Annotated in this window: 17 protein-coding genes and 1 pseudogene; 9 read left to right on the top strand and 9 right to left on the bottom strand. The window is 63.7% G+C overall.

The window, feature by feature from the left end:
• The 4 genes from Q8N40_RS13695 to Q8N40_RS13710 all read left to right on the top strand — a co-directional run.
• Positions 1-1,048, top strand: a 1,048-nt coding sequence (locus Q8N40_RS13695; protein WP_305712196.1) for an acyl-CoA dehydrogenase family protein, incomplete at its 5' end; no start/stop codon positions are given.
• Position 1,049: 1 nt separating this feature from the next.
• Positions 1,050-2,186 carry a thiolase family protein gene (locus Q8N40_RS13700; protein ID WP_305712197.1) on the top strand — a complete coding sequence of 379 codons (1,137 nt, stop codon included), beginning with the start codon at positions 1,050-1,052 and terminating at the stop codon, positions 2,184-2,186.
• On the top strand, positions 2,183-2,542 hold the full coding sequence (locus Q8N40_RS13705) for a Zn-ribbon domain-containing OB-fold protein (RefSeq protein WP_305712198.1): 360 nt from the start codon (positions 2,183-2,185) through the stop codon (positions 2,540-2,542). Before Q8N40_RS13700 ends, Q8N40_RS13705 begins: the two co-directional genes overlap by 4 nt.
• Positions 2,543-3,019: 477 nt before the next feature.
• Positions 3,020-3,547 carry a carboxymuconolactone decarboxylase family protein gene (locus Q8N40_RS13710; protein ID WP_305319930.1) on the top strand — a complete coding sequence of 176 codons (528 nt, stop codon included), beginning with the start codon at positions 3,020-3,022 and terminating at the stop codon, positions 3,545-3,547.
• Between the two features lie 186 nt (positions 3,548-3,733).
• On the opposite strand, the pseudogene Q8N40_RS13715 reads toward Q8N40_RS13710, so the two are convergent.
• From Q8N40_RS13715 to Q8N40_RS13735, 5 genes and pseudogenes are all read right to left on the bottom strand, one after another.
• Positions 3,734-4,274 (bottom strand): annotated as a pseudogene (locus Q8N40_RS13715) (Crp/Fnr family transcriptional regulator); the annotation flags it as partial.
• Positions 4,156-4,557 carry a glutaminase gene (locus Q8N40_RS13720; protein ID WP_305712200.1) on the bottom strand — a complete coding sequence of 134 codons (402 nt, stop codon included), beginning with the start codon at positions 4,555-4,557 and terminating at the stop codon, positions 4,156-4,158. The pseudogene Q8N40_RS13715 and the gene Q8N40_RS13720, both read right to left, overlap by 119 nt.
• 22 nt (positions 4,558-4,579) lie before the next feature.
• On the bottom strand, positions 4,580-6,652 hold the full coding sequence (locus Q8N40_RS13725) for a TRAP transporter permease (protein ID WP_305712201.1): 2,073 nt from the start codon (positions 6,650-6,652) through the stop codon (positions 4,580-4,582).
• Between the two features lie 74 nt (positions 6,653-6,726).
• Positions 6,727-7,893, bottom strand: coding sequence for a TAXI family TRAP transporter solute-binding subunit (locus Q8N40_RS13730; protein WP_305712202.1), 1,167 nt, complete (start codon positions 7,891-7,893; stop codon positions 6,727-6,729).
• A gap of 152 nt (positions 7,894-8,045) precedes the next feature.
• On the bottom strand, positions 8,046-8,267 hold the full coding sequence (locus Q8N40_RS13735) for an acetyl-CoA carboxylase biotin carboxyl carrier protein subunit (protein ID WP_304740631.1): 222 nt from the start codon (positions 8,265-8,267) through the stop codon (positions 8,046-8,048).
• Between the two features lie 133 nt (positions 8,268-8,400).
• Here Q8N40_RS13735 and Q8N40_RS13740 point away from each other — a divergent pair, with 133 nt between their 5' ends.
• Positions 8,401-9,378 carry an IclR family transcriptional regulator gene (locus Q8N40_RS13740; protein ID WP_305321682.1) on the top strand — a complete coding sequence of 326 codons (978 nt, stop codon included), beginning with the start codon at positions 8,401-8,403 and terminating at the stop codon, positions 9,376-9,378.
• Entirely contained in the window at positions 9,308-10,867 is a 1,560-nt protein-coding gene (locus Q8N40_RS13745; RefSeq protein WP_305712203.1) for an acyl-CoA carboxylase subunit beta, read from the top strand. The genes Q8N40_RS13740 and Q8N40_RS13745 overlap by 71 nt, the downstream gene beginning before the upstream one ends.
• 137 nt (positions 10,868-11,004) lie before the next feature.
• Here the strand turns inward: Q8N40_RS13745 and Q8N40_RS13750 are convergent, their stop codons facing one another.
• The 4 genes from Q8N40_RS13750 to Q8N40_RS13765 form a co-directional block, all read right to left on the bottom strand.
• Positions 11,005-12,291 carry an MFS transporter gene (locus tag Q8N40_RS13750; RefSeq protein ID WP_305712204.1) on the bottom strand — a complete coding sequence of 429 codons (1,287 nt, stop codon included), beginning with the start codon at positions 12,289-12,291 and terminating at the stop codon, positions 11,005-11,007.
• Between the two features lie 107 nt (positions 12,292-12,398).
• On the bottom strand, positions 12,399-13,592 hold the full coding sequence (locus tag Q8N40_RS13755; RefSeq protein WP_305712205.1) for an acetyl-CoA C-acyltransferase: 1,194 nt from the start codon (positions 13,590-13,592) through the stop codon (positions 12,399-12,401).
• 138 nt (positions 13,593-13,730) lie between these two features.
• On the bottom strand, positions 13,731-13,919 hold the full coding sequence (locus Q8N40_RS13760) for a hypothetical protein (protein ID WP_305712206.1): 189 nt from the start codon (positions 13,917-13,919) through the stop codon (positions 13,731-13,733).
• Positions 13,916-15,601, bottom strand: a complete 1,686-nt coding sequence (locus tag Q8N40_RS13765; protein WP_305712207.1) for an FAD-dependent monooxygenase — start codon at positions 15,599-15,601, stop codon at positions 13,916-13,918. The genes Q8N40_RS13760 and Q8N40_RS13765 overlap by 4 nt, the downstream gene beginning before the upstream one ends.
• A gap of 213 nt (positions 15,602-15,814) precedes the next feature.
• Between Q8N40_RS13765 and Q8N40_RS13770 the strand changes: the two genes are divergently transcribed.
• The 3 genes from Q8N40_RS13770 (at position 15,815) to Q8N40_RS13780 (ending at position 17,628) form a co-directional block, all read left to right on the top strand.
• Positions 15,815-15,976 (top strand): hypothetical protein, encoded by a 162-nt coding sequence (locus Q8N40_RS13770; protein WP_305321688.1) that lies wholly within the window; start codon positions 15,815-15,817, stop codon positions 15,974-15,976.
• A gap of 78 nt (positions 15,977-16,054) precedes the next feature.
• Positions 16,055-17,398: a GGDEF domain-containing protein gene (locus tag Q8N40_RS13775; protein WP_305712208.1), complete on the top strand. Its 1,344-nt coding sequence runs from the start codon at positions 16,055-16,057 to the stop codon at positions 17,396-17,398.
• Entirely contained in the window at positions 17,392-17,628 is a 237-nt protein-coding gene (locus tag Q8N40_RS13780; RefSeq protein WP_305321690.1) for a hypothetical protein, read from the top strand. The genes Q8N40_RS13775 and Q8N40_RS13780 overlap by 7 nt, the downstream gene beginning before the upstream one ends.
• Positions 17,629-17,672: the final 44 nt, after the last annotated feature.

A 17,672-nucleotide genomic window follows, 5' to 3' on the forward strand; every position in this document is an offset into this window, starting at 1 on the left:
CTTCCACCGGGCGCTGGCGGATGCCGGCTGGCTCGGCATCTGCATCCCCGAGGAATATGGCGGCTCGGGTCTCGGGATCACCGATGCCGCGATCATGATGCGGACGATTTCGGAATCCGGCGCCGGCATGTCCGGCGCTTCCGCCGTGCATATGAACGTGTTCGGGCTCAATCCCGTCGTCGTGTTCGGCACCGACGCGCAGCGCCGGCGCATGCTGCCGGGGATCGTGGATGGGCGCGACAAATCCTGCTTCGCCGTCACCGAGCCCAATACCGGACTGAACACCACGCAGTTGAAGACCCGCGCAGTCCTGACCGGCGACAAATACGTCGTCAACGGCCAGAAAGTCTGGATCTCCACCGCGCAGGTCGCCAACAAGATATTGCTGCTGGCGCGCACCACGCCGCTGGAGGAGGTGAAGAACCCGACCCACGGCCTCAGCCTGTTCTATACCGACTTCGACAAGAAGCGGGTCGCGGTGCACGAGATCGAGAAGATGGGCCGCAAGGCCGTCGACTCCAACGAACTGTTCTTCGAGAATTTCGTGATTCCGGTGGGAGACAGGAACGGCGAGGAAGGCCGCGGATTCGAATACATCCTGCACGGCATGAATCCGGAGCGGATCCTGATCGCGGCCGAAGCGGTCGGGCTCGGCAAGGTGGCGCTGAAGCGCGCCACCGATTACGCCAAGAGCCGCATCGTGTTCAACCGCCCGATCGGCAAGAACCAGGCGATCCAGCATCCGCTGGCGAAGAACTGGATGGAGCTGGAAGCGGCGTGGCTGATGGTGATGTCGGCCGGCTGGCAATACGACCAGGGCCTGCCCTGCGGCCCGGCGGCCAATGCCGCAAAATATCTCGCCGGCGAAGCCGGTTTTCAAGCCTGCGAACAGGCGGTCATGACCCATGGCGGTTTTGGCTATGCCAGGGAATATCATGTCGAACGATACTTGCGGGAATCGCTGATCCCGCGCATCGCCCCGATCAGCCCGCAGCTCGTTCTCAGCTTCATCGCGGAGAAGGTGCTGGGCATGCCGAAGTCGTATTGACATGAGCTTCATCACCGGTGTCGGCCTCACATCCTACGGCAAGCACGAGGGCTCTTCCTCGCTCGACCTGATGAGCCAGGCCGCGCAGCTCGCGATATCGGACGCGGGCCTGAAGCGCAGCGAGATCGACGGCGTGCTGTGCGGCTACTCGACGGTGTCGCCGCACATCATGCTGGCGACCGTGTTCGCCGAGCACTTTGGAATCAAGCCGTCCTACGCCCATGCGGTGCAGGTCGGCGGCGCCACGGGCCTCGCCATGACCATGCTGGCGCATCATCTGGTCGAGGCCGGCATCGTCAAGCATGTGCTGGTGGTCGGTGGCGAGAACCGGCTGACCGGACAAAGCCGCGATGCCTCGATCCTGGCGCTGGCGCAGGTCGGCCATCCCGATTACGAGGTGCCGCTGGGGCCGACCATCCCGGCCTATTACGGCCTGGTCGCTTCGCGCTACATGCACGAATACGGCGTGACGCAGGAAGATCTTGCCGAATTCGCGGTGCTGATGCGCAGCCACGCGCTCACCCATCCCGGTGCGCAATTCCACGACGCCATCAGCGTGACCGACGTGATGGCATCGAAACCGGTGGCGATGCCCTTGAAGCTGCTGGATTGCTGTCCGGTGTCGGACGGCGGCGCGGCGTTCGTGATCAGCCGCGAACGCACCGGGGAGGCCGGCGTGCGCGTGCGCGGCTGCGCCCAGGCGCATACCCATCAGCACATCACGGCGGCGCCCGCTTTGAGCGAATTCGGCGCCGAAATATCCGTTGCCAAGGCCAAGCAGGCCGCCGGCGTCGCGATTTCTGATGTGCGCTATGCCGCGGTCTACGACAGCTTCACCATCACGCTGGCGATGCTGCTGGAGGACCTCGGCCTCGCGGGGCGCGGCGAGGCGGCGGCGAGAGTGCGGGCAGGGCATTTCAGCCGCGACGGCGCGATGCCGCTCAACACCCATGGGGGATTGCTGAGTTACGGCCATTGCGGCGTCGGCGGCGCAATGGCGCATCTGGTGGAGACGCACCTGCAGATGACGGGACGGGCGGGCAATCGTCAGGTGCGCGATGCCTCGGTCGCGTTGTTGCATGGCGACGGCGGCGTGCTGTCGTCGCATGTCAGCATGTTCCTGGAGCAGGTGCGATGAGCGAGAAACCCGCCGACTGGACCACGGGCGCCGAAGCGATCGTCTATCAATGCTGCGCCGCCTGCGGCGGCTTGCAGTATTTCCGCCGCAGCTTCTGCGTCAGCTGCGGCGCGCAAAATTCGGTGGAGAAGCGCGCCAGCGGCGCGGGCACGGTCTACGCCACTTCGCTGGTGTGCCGTGCCGCCACACCCGAAACCCGGGCGCATGTTCCCTACAACGTCGTGCTGGTCGATACCTTCGAAGGCTTTCGCATGATGGCGCATGGCGACATTGACCTTTGCATCGGCGACAAGGTAACGGCGCGTTTCGTGCCGTTCGCGGGACGGCTGGTGCCGCATTTCGAAAAGGCGGAATAGGCGAGGCTCATCACCGCGCATAAAACACAAGACTGGCGATGACGAGCATTGCCGTCACCGCCAGCGTTTGCGCAAGCGCTTCCGAGGTCGCCCTTTTGGTGGCTTCCTTCATGCCGATCTCCCTGGACTTGGCATCGCTTGGGCATGAGTCGTCATCGCCCGCGAAGGCCTGACGGCTCAGCTGTTTTTACTCGGAACACCCCGCGACGAATATTCGCTTCAACGAGTCCCCACTCAGCGAACATCGACAGCTCCAGAGTCGAACAGCAATGCGGCGGCTTTTTGACTCCCACGTGACGAGATTTGCGAGTGGGACGACCGGCAAAATCAGCGGCTGATTTGGGCCGAATTGTCGTCACGGGGAGATTTGCAAGCCGGCACAGGCTGTTGCTACCGCCTCCAGCGCCGGATAGTGTTTCGCTGGAACCTGCCTCGACAGGGCAGCCTGAAAAAAATCTGGAAACCCCAAGGTGAATCATGGCCCGCATCGACTATTGCGACACCACGAAATCGAACGAGCGTACCAGGGAAATTCTCGGCAAGAACCGCAACGCCAATATTTTCCGGATGATGGCCCATTCGCCGAGCTATTTCGAGCAATATTGCCGGCTCGGCGGCGCGATCCGTCACAAGGGCGAACTCGATCCGGTGCTGCGGGAGCTCGCGATCACGCGCACCGGAATTCTGTGCGAGGCGCCCTATGAAATCGTCGCGCACAAGCGCATCGGCAAGAATGTCGGCGTGACGGACGAGCAGAACGAGGCGCTGGCAGACTGGCAGTCCGCCACCTGCTTCGACGACGTGCAGCGTGCGGCACTGGCCTTTACCGACGAGATCGTCCGGCTGCACAAGCCGACCGACGCCACCTTCAACGCCATCGCCGCAAAACTGACGCCGGCGGCGCTGGTCGAACTGCAGCTCTCGGTCGGGTTCTACGTCATGACTTCGAAGTTTCTGGAAACATTTGAGATCGACATGCAACCGGTGAGCGAAGTGGTAAGCTAGCGGCATACCTTCCGTCGTCAACCTGAGGTGCGAGCCTCTTCGGCGAGCCTCGAAGGATGAGAAGCGAAGGCGGTGCTCGCGGCCATCCTTCGAGGCTCGCTAACTCGCGATGCCAAGGGGGATCGCGGCGCTCGCACCTCAGGATGGCGGCGGTGCTTGTTGCGGCGGGTTATTATTGAGCGCACCCTAATGCGCCGTCAGCAGATCCACCCTCGTATTGGCAACGATCAGGCGGTCGGCCAGCAGTTGCGCGAGGTTGCGCATGCGCTCGCTGGCCCGCGGATGCTGTTTGCGGAAGCGCTCGAAATCCCGCAAGGCTATTTCACAGGCCGTGGCGGCGGCGTCGGCCAGCACGTCGGCGGAGCGGCTGGTTTCCAATGGCGCCATTTCGCCGAACGCCATGCCGGCGGTGAGGGTGGCGAGCCTGATGCCATCCGGCAGCGCGACGTGGACGGCGCCGCTGCGCAGAAAGAACAGCGACGTCGCGGGCGTACCTGCGGTGATGATCTTTTCGCCCGGCTGGTAGGTCCGGACTGACGCGATCGAAGCCAGATCGGTCAACTCCTCCGCCGTTAGCTAGCCGTGCCAGCAGCGCCTGCTCGGACAGTTCAGTGGTCTCGTGAAAGTCGATGGCGCCGCCATAGCGATAGACCAGTTGGTCCTCGGCCCATTCGATGGCGGCATCGAGCAGATAGAAGTCGCGCACGTTCGAGAGCTCGCCGGTCCATGCGCCGATCATTTTCCAATCGCTGGAATCCCGCTTGATGCGACTGGATGGTGAAGGGAACGCGGGTATCGCCGACTTCGTATACGTGGCCATCGAGGGTGGCGAGACTGATGCCGAAATGGGCAGGGTCGGCCTTGCCGAGTTCCGGGATGTAGTCGGCGACGGTGCCGCCGGTCTCCTGCGAAAAATCCGCGTGGCAACGGTCGAGAAACCGCAGCAGCGGCGGTTTCGAGGAGGCCCATGAGGAAGGCGCGGCGGCAATGGCTGGAGGCGGCTGTTTCATCGCCTCCAATCTTGCCGCGCAATCAGCGGGCGCGCAACCGGTGCGTCACAGGAGGCTGCCCGCGCATCAGCAGCATTGCGACCGCGATCGTCGGGATCAGGATCGCCAGCCCGAGGCTGGTGACCTGAAGTTGCGAGAGCGGGTTGATGCCGCCGCCGGGTGTCGCGAGCACGAAGCCGCCGACCACCAGCAAGATCCGCAGCGGCCATTCCAACATCCCGGTGCGGCGGAGATCGCCGACGAAGGCCTGGTAGCCCTGGATGCCGCCGCAGATGAAGAGGGTACCCGTCGCGGCCAGCGCCATCAGGCCCAGCCCTTCCATGTAGGGGCTGGCGCCCTGCAGCACCAGCGCCGGGTTGAGCACGAAGAAGAACGGAATGAAATAGATGATGCTGCCGACCCACATCGATTCCCAGCCCGTTCGCATCGCCGGCGAGCCGGCTATGCCCGCGGCGGCGAATGAGGCGATGGCGACAGGTGGCGTGATGGACGACAGCATTCCCCAGTAGAAGATGAACATGTGCACGGCCATCTTGTTGAGGCCGAGCTTTTCCAGTGCCGGTGCCACCAGAATGGCGAGGAAGATGTAGCAGGCGGTCGTCGTCAGCCCGAGACCAAGGACGAGGCTGGTGAACGCGCACATCACGAGCAGCAGGAAGGCGTTGTCGCCGGCAATCCGCAACAGATCGTTGGCGAGGCTGGAAACCACGCCGGTCATCGAGAATGCGCCGATCAGGAGGCCGCAGCCGGCGAGAATGCCGACCAGTTCGACGAAGGTGCGGCCGTTGACTTCGAGAAACTTGTTGATGGTCGAGAACGTCCAGCGGGTTTCCCTGGAAAACAGCTGGTTCAGCACCAGCAGCAGCGCCGTGGCGAAGAACGGCGCATGGCTCTCGCGCTTGAAGTAGAGCAGCATGACGACGAGGAGGGCGATGACGAAGATGTAGTACCAGCCGTCCTTGATCGTATCCATCACCCGCGGCAGTTCGGAGCGCGGAATGCCCTCGAGGCCGTGGCGGGCGGCGTAGGAGTCCACCTGCATGAACAGGCCGATATAGAACAGTGCCGCGGGAATGATCGCGGCCAGCGCGACTTCGGCGTAGCTGACGTTGAGGAACTGGGCGATCACGAAGGCGGTTGCGCCCATCACCGGCGGCGCCAGCACCGCGCCGGTCGATGCGCAGGCCTCGATCGCCGCGGCATAGGAGGCGCGGAAGCCGCTCTTCTTCATGACCGGAATGGTCATGGTGCCGGCGGTCAGCACGTTGGAAATGATCGAGCCGGACATCATGCCGAGCAGGCCGCTGGCGAAAATGCAGACCTTGGCGGCGCCGCCGCGGAACGTGCCGCACATCGCGAACGACAGATTGATGAAGAACTTCCCGGCGCCGGTCATCATCAGCGCGGTGCCGAACACCAGAAAGCCGATGACGGTGTCGGCGAAGGCCTGGATCGGAATGCCGAGCAGGCTCTCGCCGGACAGCACGTGATAGGAAGTCGCCTGTTCGAGAGTCGATTGGGTGCCGCGGAAGGGTCCGAGCCATTTTTCGTCGGCGAACAGCGGATAGACCGTGAAGGGCAGAACGCTGAGCAGCAGGCTCCAGCCGCCGGTGCGGCGCAGCGCCTCCATCAGCACGAACCACATCATCAGGCCCGCGACGATGACGGGCGTCGGCGCGCCGCCGAATTCCCAGCCGGCCTCGGCGGCCTTGCGCACGCTGTTCATCAGCACGATGGCGGCGCCGAAGGTCAGGACGAACAGGAGGATGTCATACCAGGGGACGCGATCGAGCGGCGCGCGTGCCGTCCCCGGAAAGATCAGGAAGGTGAACGGCAGCATCAGCGCGATCAGCAGGTAGAAATATTCGGTGTTGAGCTGGGTGTAGCCGACGAAGAATCGCAGCGAGAATTGCTGGTTGATGCACAACAGAATCGTGGCCCCGGTGGCGACGATCAGGGCCCAGCGCCAGCCGCCCCGCAGGGTTCGCGCCCGCGAGACTTCGGCCTCCTGCAAATTGGCGAGGCTGCCGTGCGGATCGGCGAATTCGATCCGTTTCGCCGGTGCTTCAGAAGCGGCGGAGGTTGAGGCAGCCATGCGGTATCCCGTCAAAATGAGCCGGCGCGTTGCCGCGCCGGCGTTGAAGCTGAGTAAAAGGGAGCGAGGAGAGATTAATCCTCAAACCCGTCCGGCATGTTGGCCTTCTTCAGCGCCGCAGCGCGGGCCTTGGTCCAGGCCGCAAGAAATTCCTTGTCGTCGGAAGGCGGGCTGGCCTTGCCGAAATCGGCCCACGCCGCCGCCAGAACCGCCTGCCGCTTGAACAGCGCGTTGTTGTGCGCTTCCTGGTCGTCGCTCCACTGGCCGGCTTCCTTGAGCGCCTTCACCGCGCCGGGATGAACCGGTATCACCCATTTTTTCGTCTGCTTGTCGGCGGCAAGCCCGCCCGCACCGGCGGCGGCATCCTTGTAGAGATCGTAGCCCGTGATCATGGCCTTGGTGACGGCATAGACCTGGTCGGGAGCTTGCGTTCCGTACACCACGAAGATCGGATAGGGATAGGTTCCCATTTCGATCGGCTTGTCCTTGGCAATGCCGGCGCCGCAGCTTGCCATGTGGCGGAAGAAGAACGATCCGACCTTCTGCACCCGCTCCCAACCGGCGTTGTCGCTGTGCGGCAGCGGCGGCCAGACCAGCCCGCGCGGCGAGGTTTCGGCTTCCTTGGCCGGACCGGTGATCGTGGTCGCGAAAGCGGCGTCGACATCGTTGTTGAGCAGGCCCTTCCACATCGCGCCGTAGCTCGAGAACTCGACCGACTTGATGTCGCTCTGCTTGAGGCCGCCGAACGCCAGGATCGCCAGCGAGTTCTGGTTCAGCGCCGGCGAGCCGACGACGAAGCCGACGCGCTTGCCCTTGAGGTCCTTGACCTCCTTGACGCCGGTGTCCTTTGCGACGCCGAGCGAAGCGCCGTTGCAGTCGACCGTGGACAGCACCAGTTGCAGGGCCTGCGGCCCCCATTCCTTGGCGCCGAATTCGAACACGCCTTCCTGCGCAAAATAGCTGCCGGATCCCATCGCCGACGACACCGCCCGGCCGGCGCGCAAAGGCGACAGCCGCGCCACGTCGTTGCCTGCGGGAAGCACCCGCAGATCGGTGCCGTATTTGTCCTTCATCATCTTGCCGACGGCGACCGCGATGTTGAAACCGGCGGTTCCGGTGTCGTAGGCGGTAAACGTCATGGTCGGCGGCAGCTTGACGTCCTGGGCTTGGGCCGCAGGCAAGGTCAGCAGCGACGCGCCCGTGAATACGACAGGCGCGAGCGCCAGCAGCCGATGAATCATGTTTTCCTCCATTAGTTTCGCTCTGCGAAATAGATTTTGTTGGCCGGATCATGTCATCGCCTGATGGCGATGGCAACGTCCAGCGATTTATTGGCGGCGGCTGTCAGGTTCCGCAGCATCATGCCCGCGTCGATGCGGCTGCCGCCGGTGAATCACGTTTCGATGACGGCGAGCACCTGGCCCTCAGCGACAACGTCATCAATGTTGACGAGTATCGATTTGAGTTTGCCCGCTGCAGGTGAGGCGACGGGGATTTCCATCTTCATTGCTTCGACGAAAGCAACGTCGTCGCCGTCGCCGACGCTGCCGCCGATTTCAACGGGAAGCGCGCACACGCGCCCGGCCACTTCGGTCACGATCTTGATCTCTGGCATTCCGTTCTCCCGGGACGACCGCCTGTCGGACAAATGCCCTCGTGAACGGCTTCTTGTTGTGGACGCAGATTGCCTAGGGTAGCTTGATCTGCAAGTGGAATTTTATTCCGCCAGACGGAATGGAAAAAAACACATGGGAAGACGCTCGGAACGGCTCAGTAAGCAGGGAATGCTCGCCAGCGATCTCGCAGGCGAGGGCGATGTCATTCAGGTGGTGTCGCGCGCGTTCGACGTGTTGCGCTGTTTCGAAGGCCACGAGGCGCGGCTCGGCAATCTCGAAATATCCAACCGCTGCGGCCTGCCGCGATCGACAGTATCGCGGCTGACCCACACGCTGACCCGGATGGGCCAGCTGGTCTATCTGCCGCGCGACCAGAAGTACCGCATCGGTCCAAGTGCTGTGGCGATGAGCACCTCGATGATGCGGGGTCTGCAGCTTCGCAACCTGATCCGGCTGCGGCTGCAGGATGTCGCGGAACAACTGCCGGGCACCGTCGGCTTCGTCATTCCCGACCGCTTTCACCTCGTCTATCTCGAGTTCGCGCGGGCGGCCAACGCGCTAGGTCTGCATGAAAGCACCGGCAACCGCATCGCGATGACAAGCACGGCAGCGGGGCATGCCTATACGGCGGCGCTCGATGCCGATGTCGGCGACGCGCTGCTGGCCGAAATGGAACGTGAGATTCCGGCGGGCGCCAAGGTGTTACGGCCGCGTCTCGAAGCCAACCGGCGTTTCCTCGCAGAACACGGTTATGTGGTCGCGTGCGGCCTGTGGAGCCCGCATATCAATGGTCTCGCGGTGCCGATCTGGTCGCCGCAGTATCAAACCTTCGTTGTGGTGACGATCGGCCTGTTGGCTGCGATGTATGACGAGAAGCGGCTGCACAAGGAAGTGGCGCCGCGAATGGTCGATTTGGGTTTTGCGGTCGGCAGCATGCTCGAGGGCGCCGACGGCGATGTCTTCAGTAATCGGCTGGACCGAAAACCGCTTCCGGTGGCGGCCCATAACAACAACAAAATCATAAAGGCGGAGGATCCCAATGACCTGGAAGCCGGAACTCGACGACCTCGCCCGGCGCGAAGCGTTCGCGCGCGAGATGGGCGGCGTTGACAAGGTCAAGCGCCAGCGCGACCAGGGCCGGCTCACCGTTCGCGAGCGCATCGACGGATTGATCGACCGGAATAGCTTCCACGAGATCGGCGCGATTTCCGGGGTAGCCGAGTACAGCGAGAGCGGCGAACTCACCCATTTGACGCCGGCGAACTGCGTATTCGGCCGCGGCAGGATCGACGGCCGGCCGGTGGTCGTGGTCGGCGACGATTTTACGGTGCGCGGCGGTTCCGCCGATGCGTCGATTTCAGCAAAGCCGCTGATGGCCGAGGAGATGGCGCACGATTTCCGGCTGCCGATCATCCGCGTCATCGAAGGTTCCGGCGGCGGCGGCTCGGTGAAGACCATCGAGACCAAGGGGGCGGCCAATCTGCCCGGTGGCGTCGGCGGCACCCGCTGGTACTGGTATACGATCGCGAACATGGCCCGGGTGCCGGTGGTCGGCCTCGGGCTCGGTTCGGTGGCCGGCCTCGGCGCCGCGCGCCTTGCGGCCAGCCATTATTCCGTCATGACCAAGACGTCGGCGATGTTCGTCGCCGGTCCGCCGGTCGTCAAGCGGCTCGGCCAGGACCTGACAAAGTGGGAACTTGGCGGCGCCGACATCCAGACCCGCGCAGGCGGCGTCGATCATGCCGTCGACACCGAGGAAGAAGCCTTTGCCTGCGCCAGGCGTTTTCTCTCCTATCTGCCGTCCTCGGTGTTCGATCTGCCGCCGACAACCGCCTGCGACGACGATCCGGAGCGCGCGGAGGAATCGCTGATGAAGGCGGTGCCGCGCAACCGCCGCCAGGTCTACAAGATGCGGCCCATCATCAATGCGGTGGTCGACAAGGGTTCGTTCTTCGAGATGGGCGCGAATTTCGGCCGCTCGGTCATCGCCGGCTTCGCCCGGCTGGACGGCCGCGCCGTGATGCTGTTGGCCAGCGATCCCTTTCATTATGGCGGGTCGTGGACGGCGGAGGCGTGCCAGAAGGTGGTGCGCTTCGTCGACCTCGCCGAAACCTTCCATCTGCCGGTGGTCTATCTGATGGATTGTCCGGGCTTCATGATCGGGCTCGAGGCCGAGAAGGCGGCGACCATCCGGCACGGCGTGCGCGCCATGGCCGCGGTCAACCAGACCACGGTGCCCTGGTGCACCATCATCGTGCGCAACGCCTTCGGCGTCGCCGGCGTCGTGCATCAACCGGCCAATCGTTACTCGATGCGTTACGCGTGGCCGTCGGCCTATTGGGGGTCGCTGCCGCTGGAAGGCGGCATCGAGGCGGCCTATCGCGCCGACATCGACGCCGCTGAGGATCCCAAGGCCAAGCTCAGCGAGATCGAAGACCGCCTCAACAAGCTGCGCTCGCCGTTCCGCTCCGCCGAACGCTTCTGGGTCGAGGAAGTGATCGACCCGCGCAAGACCCGTTCGCTGTTGTGCGAATTCGCGAGGCTGGCCGAACCGTTGCGCACGGCGGGACCGCCGACGAACATGACGACGAGGCCGTGACTTTCTTCACCTCGCCCCGCTTGCGGGGAGAGGCCGGCGCGTAGCGCCGGGTGAGGGGGACTCTCCGCGAGTCCCGCTGTCGATCCAGCCCCTCACCCCAACCCTCTCCCCGTGAAGGAAGGGGAGAGGGAGTGCACTTATGCAGCCGCTGCCAGCTTCGCCGGCCGCGCAATCAGCAGGATGATCAGCGCGGCGAAGACGCACAGCGCGCCGGCGACGAAGAACGCCGGCAGATAGCTCTCCAGCACGGTGCGCGACAGCCCGGCGCCGAAGGCGGCGACGCCGGCGCCCAGCTGATGGCCGGCAAAAATCCAGCCGAACACCAGATTGGCACGCTCCGGCCCGAACCGCTGTGCGGTCAGGCGCACCGTCGGCGGCACCGTCGCGATCCAGTCGAGGCCATAGAACATCGCAAACAGCGACAACGCGTAGAACGAGAAGTCGGTGAACGGCAGGAACAACAGCGAAAGCCCGCGCAGGCCGTAATACCAGAACAGCAGCCAGCGATTGTCGTAGCGGTCGGACAGCCAGCCCGAGGCGATGGTGCCGACGAAGTCGAAGATGCCCATCGCCGCGAGCAGGCCCGCGGCTTGAACCTGGGGGATGCCGAAATCGAGGCACATCGGAATCAGGTGAACCTGCACCAGGCCGTTGGTACTAGCGCCGCAGATGAAGAAGGTGGCGAACAGGATCCAGAACACTTTCGTCTTGGCGGCGTCGCGCAGCGCGCCGAGTGCGGCCGCGACGATCGGTGCAGCATTCGTCGGCGGCACCGGCAGCGGCTCGGTGCCCTCATCGCCGAAGGGCCGCAGTCCGAGATCGCTCGGACGATCGCGCATCACCAGCAGTACCGCGAGCGCGGCGACGCCGAGCATCACGCAGATCAGCCCCAGCGCCATCCGCCAGCCCAGGCTTTCGGTGAGGCTCGCCAGCAGCGGCAGGAACACCAGCTGCCCGGTTGCCACGCTGGCGGTGAGAATCCCGACCACGAGGCCGCGCCGTGCGGAAAACCAGCGCGCGGCGATGGTGGCGCCCAGCACCAGCGCGGTCATGCCGGTGCCGAGGCCGATCACCACCCCCCACAGCAGCACCAGCTGCCAGATTTGCGTCATGAACAGCGACGCGACGAGGCCGGAGGCGACTACCAGCAACGAGGTCAGCGTGACATTGCGCAGGCCGTAGCGGTTCAACAGCGCGGCGGCGAACGGCGCCATCAGCCCGAACAGGATGAAACGGATCGATAACGCCGAGGAAATCTCGGCGGTGCTCCAGCCGAACTCCTTCTGCAATGGCACGATGAATACGCCGGGCGCACCGACCGTACCGGCGGCGATCAGCGCGGTGAGGAAGGTGACGCCGACCATCGCCCAGCCGTAGTGAATGTTGCGGCGGGCGAGAGTGGCGGACAGCCAGTTGGAGATCATGAAGCCTCGGATGAGTTACGAATTACCTGGAAGGATTGTGGGATGCTAACCCAACGGATCTACGTCAAAATGTTATACTTCCCTCGTTTTGGGACATTGCGGCGGCGCTAGTGCGAGGTGCGCTCCACGGCGATGGCGGTGGCTTCGCCGCCGCCGATGCAGAGCGCCGCGACGCCGCGCTTCAGGCCTTTCGCTTCCAGCGCGTGCAGCAGCGTGACGATCAGCCGGGCGCCGGTGGCGCCGATGGGATGGCCGAGCGCGCAGGCGCCGCCATTGAAGTTCAGCTTCTCCCTCGGAATGCCGAGATCGCGTTGCGCCGCCATCGCCACGACCGCAAAAGCCTCGTTGATCTCGAACAGGTCGACGTCATCGGCACTCCAGCCGACCTTGTCGAGCAATTTCCGGATTGCCGGGATCGGCGCCGTGGTGAACCATTGCGGTTCCTGGCTGTGGGTGGCGTGGCCCCTGATCAGGGCGAGGCTCGGCAATCCCTCGCGATCGGCCAGCGAGCGTTTTGCGAGGATCAGCGCCGCGGCGCCGTCGGCATTGGCGGACGAAGCCGCCGGCGTAATCGTTCCGTCGGCGCGGAACGCCGGCTTCAGACCGGGAATTTTTGCGGGATCGACTTTCAGGGGATGCTCGTCATTGGCGATAACGCGAGGGCCGGCTTTTTCAGTGACCGTGATCGGCGCGATCTCGGACTTGAACGCGCCGTCCTCGACCGCCTTGCGGGCGCGCGTCAGCGTTTCCATCGCGTAGGCGTCTTGATCGGCGCGGGTGAACTGATAGGCCTCCGCGGTGGCTTCGCCGAAATCGCCCATCGAGCGGCCGGTCTCATAGGCGTCTTCGAGCCCATCCATCATCATGTGATCGATGATCCGGTCATGGCCGGCGCGGTAACCGCCGCGCGCTTTCGCCAGCAGATAGGGCGCGTTGCTCATGCTCTCCATCCCGCCGGACAGCACGATCCCGGCGGAGCCGGCGTTGATGATGTCATGCGCCAGCATGGTGGCCTTCATGCCGGAGCCGCAGACCTTGTTGATGGTGGTCGCACCTGTCGCATCCGGCAGCCCGGCGCCGCGCGCGGCCTGTCGTGCCGGCGCCTGGCCCTGTCCGGCCGACAGCACGCAGCCCATCAACACCTCGTCGATCCGCTCCGGCGCCAATGTGGCCCGTTCCAGTGCGGCGCCGATCACATGGGAGCCGAGCTTGTGGGCGCTGAACGGCGACAACTCGCCCATGAAGCGGCCAAGCGGGGTGCGGGCGGCGGAAACGATGGCGACGGGATCGGCTGCGGCCATTGCGGGGTTCCTCAAATGTTACGAAGGAGAATGGTTTTACATTATGACCATCATATGATGCGCCGCAGAAATTGCAACGGCAGTGCGGGATAAATTGTCGTGAGGCGCGGCTGCCTTGTCGCTTTCCGGAGAAACCCCTTACTCCGCAACACCTTCCAGCGCGGTCCGGATCGCGCTCCTGAACACGGCGATGTCGCCGAGTTCATGGCCGAGTACCAGGGCGAGCCGGGTCAGGAACAGCGCTTCGCGCTCGGGACCGGTCGAATCGATCGCCATCGCCAGCGCTTCATAGGCGGCTTCGAAATCTTCCGCAGGCATCGCGGTCATGGCGTCGCTCTCCCGAGGCAAAGGCCGGCGGTTCGCAGGATTTCGGCAGACACGATGGTCTTCCAGCGTCCGGCGATGTGCAGGTCGGGACGCAACAGATAGAACGTGCCCGGCCGCGCATCGAACAGGCGGGTGATTTCGCCGTCGGTGTCCACAACCGCATCTGCCGTGGCGCGGGCCGGCTGGATCAGGAGAGCGACAAAGCGCTTGTCGAGTTGCGTGAGCTGATCCAGCAACGCCGTCTGCGCAGCGTTCAGGACACCATCGCAAAACAACATCGCCGTCATGCCGTCGCCGGCGCGATCCAGCAGAAAACCGCCATCGGCCAGCGTGGCGTTCGGCGGAAAGCTGCCGCTGGCCGGTCCGCCCGCAAACTCCGCATCGCGTTCCGGATACGGTGTCAGCGGGCTTTCCGAATAGGTGTAGGGCTGCATCTGCCGGGGGTTGGCGAGGCCGCGTGGAAATTCGTGTTTCAGGCTGAGCGAGAGCGCGGCTTCGCGGGCCAGCCGCCAGCCTCGCGTCGGCGGGGTCATGAAGCGGGTGCTCTTGGTGGCATTGGCGAAGACGTCGAGCGTGGCGCCGCGCCGTTCCGGCGAGTAGCTGTCGAGCAGGCTTTCATCGGCCTCGCCGTTGAGCACGGCGGCGAGCTTCCAGCCGAGATTATCGGCATCGGCCAGGCCATTGTTGAGCCCGCGCACGCCAAAAATCGGCACGATATGGGCGGCATCGCCGATGAAGAAAACCCGGCCATGCCGGTAGTCGTCGAGGCACAATGTGTTGGCGGAATAGATGCTCCACCATTCCAGTTCCCACGGTTTGTCGTGGCCGATATCGCCGAGGATGGCGCCGACGCGGGCGCGGATGTTCTGTTCGCGCAGGGCCGCTTCCTCGCTCTCGCCTTCGCGCAGCTGGTAGTCCACCCGCCAGATATTTTCAGGCTGCTTGTGGATCAGCACGGTGCCGCCGGGATTGCCGCTCGGCTCGAAAAAGGCGCGGCGCTCGGTCGGAAAGTCGTGATCCATCCGGATGTCAGCGATGACATATTTGCCTTCGTAGTTCTCGCCCTTCATGCGCAGCCCGAGCCGGGTGCGCACCGGCGAGCGCGCGCCATCGGCGGCCAGCACATAGTCGGCGTTGAGGCGATAGTCGCCGGCCGGCGAGGCGATGTTGAGCGACACGCCGTCATTGCCGCAATCGATGCCGGTGAGTTCGCTCTGCCAGCGCATGTCGACGAGTTCGCAGGCCGCGACGGCGTCGTGCAGATATTGCTCGATATACTGCTGCTGCAGATTGTACATCGGCAGGTATTTTTCGCCCGGGGGATGCGGCATTTCCAGCCGGAAAATCTGCTCGCCGCGGTAGTAGCTGCGGCCAAAGCGCCAGCCCAGCGCCTTGTCGAGGAAGGGTGCTGCCGCCCCGATCCGCTCCAGGATGTGCATGGTCGGCCGCGCGATGCACAGCGCCCGGCTGCCGTCATTGAAGGTGTCCTTGCGGTCGAGCAGCACGCTGCGGATGCCGTAGCGCGCCAGCACCAATGCAGCGGTCATACCGATCGGGCCGGCGCCAACAATCGCGACGGGGTGCCGTGGGGCGTTGCCGTCCAGCTCGGGGACAAGCCGCGCCGGGAAGTGCGGGTACTGGAAATAGAGCGAATCGAGCGGCCCTTTGCCGGCGGGTCTCATGGGTTTTCCGTTGTATGTTGGCGGCGTTCGATGGCCGCAGCCGCTTCCAGCCCGGGCGGGACTACAGCTTGAAAGAAGTCCGATAGCAAGGCGGCATGTGCGTGAGATTAAAGCAGTGAGCAACGTTGAGATCAATTGAAAGAGACGCCCTTCTGATGAACACGACCGCACGTGCCGAGCAGACCGAATCCAGCGAAGCGCTGTACGAGCTCGATGAGGGCATCGCGCCGGTCTCGATCTGCGCAAGGAGAGACCTTTCCGGACCCTGTCCACCAAGCCTATCTGCAACTCCTGCCGCTGTTCAAGAAGCAGGACATGCAGGAAAGCATCAAGGCCGTCATGGAAAAGCGCGAGCCGAAATTCGAGAGCCGCTGAATGCCCACTCCATCGCTTAACGACCGATAAACGCTGTTTTCGGGAAGGCCAGTCCCCGGAATTTCTCATTAAGTACAATTGATACAAATTGTCCGCAGGCAAACGCCAAGAAAATTCCCGGTCGACTTTGCTTTGCTGGTCCTTGAAAGCAAAAAAAAGGTTTTGAGCGCGATGTCATCGACACCCCTGAGTTGGGACAATCTTCTTACGGCGCGGCTCCATTCGCCCGAGATATCCTATGAACGCTACGGCCTGATCCTGTCGCGTGTTCGATACGTTTCGCGTTTTTTCAGCGTCCTCTCCCTGCTGTGGATCGCCGTGGATTTTGTCTGCTGGCCCTGGCCCGTTAACGGTGCGCTGGGGCTCGAGCGGGTGTTCATCGCGGGCGCCTTCTGGATTCTCGGAGGTCACCGGTTCGAGTCTCAACCGCTCGGCGTCTATGGCGCTGTCTTGGCCCTGTTGATGATTTCATCGGGATTGGTCCTCGGTGCCCTGTTCGTCCTGTCCCATACCGGGGCGCACGCACATCAGCTGTTCGGAACCCAAGGCTATCTGCTCTCACCAATCGCCCTGGCGGCGATCCTGGCCATCTTTCCCCTGACGGCACGCGAGAGCGTGCTGCTGGCTGCCTCGCTGGTCCCCGTAATGGTATTTCCCATCATCATGTGGTCAGACCTGTTTGCAACGACTTCGCCAATGGCGGTCATGCTGCTGCTGTTGCTGGTTGCCGGAATTTCTACTATCGCAAGTCTCAGCCAGCTCAACTTTCTCGTCAGTCTAGTGGAAAAATCGGCAACCGACGGATTGACCGGAGCCGCGACGCGAAAGTTCGGCGAGCGGATGCTCGAAAGCATGTTCGCTGTCTCGCAGCGCAATAACACCGCGCTCAGCGTCCTGTTCATCGATCTCGACCGGTTCAAATCATTGAACGACCGATTTGGGCATGGCGTCGGCGACGATGTCCTGCGCTGCGCGGTTGCCTCGATACGTGCCGTGGCGCGCCGCCAGGATGTGCTGGTGCGGTGGGGCGGCGAGGAGTTCGTGCTGATCATGCCGGAGACGAACGGGGAGCAGGTCGAAAGCTTCCTCAGTCGTTTGGCCGAAGCCGGCATCGGCCTCGCGCCGGATTCCGTCCCGATTACCGCTAGCATGGGCGCCTCGGAACGCATGAGCGACGAGGCGAACGGATGGGCCATGCTGGTCGAGGCGGCGGACCGCCGGATGTATTCGGCCAAGGCGGCGGGGCGGAATTGCTACGTCGGCCCGAACGGCGCTACGTTAAGCGGTTTGATTGGATCGCCGCAGCCGGCTGTCGACAATACGGAAAGAAAAGCTCGGAACCACGTCAATGGCGATGCGGCGTCGCCTGGTGAAGCCAGCTCGCGAGAAATCACCCGCATAGAGGAGTTAATGAGATGCTGATGAGCGAAAAGGTCGCACACTCGAAATGGTGCCCAATGGTGCGGATCGACGGCGCCAACCGACTGTTCAACACCCAGTCGGATGGATTCGAGAAATCCGCCAAGATGTATCATTGCATCGCCAGCGCGTGCATGTCGTGGCGCCAATTCCACCTTTCGCATTTCAAGGGAAGCGAACAGCCGGAGCATCATGGTTACTGCGGTCTCGCCGGACGTCCTGAACTCGACTAGCAGCGATGGCCGCGCTCCTCGCGCCTGTCACCGGGAGCGAGAAA

Source organism: Bradyrhizobium sp., assembly GCF_030693485.1.
In the GTDB taxonomy this organism is placed as follows: domain Bacteria; phylum Pseudomonadota; class Alphaproteobacteria; order Rhizobiales; family Xanthobacteraceae; genus Bradyrhizobium.